The organism is Rhodococcus sp. R1101 (genome assembly GCF_000278445.1).
GTDB classification, from domain to species: domain Bacteria; phylum Actinomycetota; class Actinomycetes; order Mycobacteriales; family Mycobacteriaceae; genus Rhodococcus; species Rhodococcus gordoniae.
Genome location: NZ_AJVB01000773.1, coordinates 1 through 1,095 on the forward strand (window position 1 = coordinate 1; position 1,095 = coordinate 1,095).

1 protein-coding gene is annotated in these 1,095 nt (G+C 70.6%); it reads right to left on the reverse strand.

Features of this window, described 5'->3' with window-relative positions:
- Window positions 1-103: 103 nt before the first annotated feature.
- A partial coding sequence (locus R1101_RS0124090) for a proton-conducting transporter transmembrane domain-containing protein (protein ID WP_016935708.1) occupies window positions 104-1,095 on the reverse strand: 992 nt, incomplete at its 5' end.

A 1,095-nucleotide genomic window follows, 5' to 3' on the forward strand; every position in this document is an offset into this window, starting at 1 on the left:
GGAGCTCTGTCGTGCGGGCAGGGCCGCGATCACGGCGGCGCCGAGCAGCGGCAGCACCCACAGGATCGTCAACCAGGGAACGGTGGTCACCGGTACACCCCCATCACAGCGTCACCAGGACGAGCGCGCCGACCACGACGGTCGCGCCGGCGAACATGTACAACGCGTACGAACGGACGAAGCCGGTCTGCAATCGGCGCAGTCCGCGCGAGAGCGCACCGATCCCGGTGGCCGCACCGGTGACGGAGCCGTCGATCCCGGTCGACTCGACGGCGTCCAGGGCGCGCACCATGCCCTGGCCGGGACGCATGAGCACCGCTTCGTTCACCGCGTCGCCGTACAGGTCGCGGCGCGCGGCGACGGTCAGCGCCGACACCGCTTCGGGTGCCGTCTCGGGCACCGGCACGCGCACGTACTGCCGGTAGGCGACGGCGGCACCGGCGAGCACGACCGCCAGAGTGACGGTGGTGACGAGCCAGACGGGCAGACCACCTTCGTGGTGGTCGTATCCGACGACGGGTTCGAGCCAGTGCTGCAGCGCGCCGCCGAGCACCAGCAGCCCGCCGGCGCCGACGGAGCCCACGGCGAGGGCGATCATCGGCCAGGTCATCGAGGCCGGCGACTCGTGCGGGACGGCGTCGGGCGCCCATCGCCGGTCGCCGAAGAAGGTCAGGATCATCACGCGGGTCATGTAGAAGGCGGTCAGCCCCGCGCCGAGCAGCGCGACGACACCGAGCACGGCTCCTTCGACGCCGCCGGCGGCGAAGGCCACCTCGATGATCTTGTCCTTGGAGAAGAAGCCGGCGAACGGCGGGATCCCGATGATCGCGAGGTAGCCCAGCCCGAAGGTGGCGAACGTGATCGGCATGACCGCGCGGAGACCGCCGAAGCGGCGCATGTCGGTCTCGTCGTTCATCGCGTGCATCACCGAACCGGCGCCGAGGAACAGCCCGGCCTTGAAGAAGCCGTGGGTGAGCAGGTGCAGGATCGCGAAGGCGTAGCCGGCGGGGCCGAGTCCGGCGGCGAGCACCATGTAGCCGATCTGGCTCATCGTCGACGCCGCGAGCGCCTTCTTGATGTCGTCCTTGGCGCACC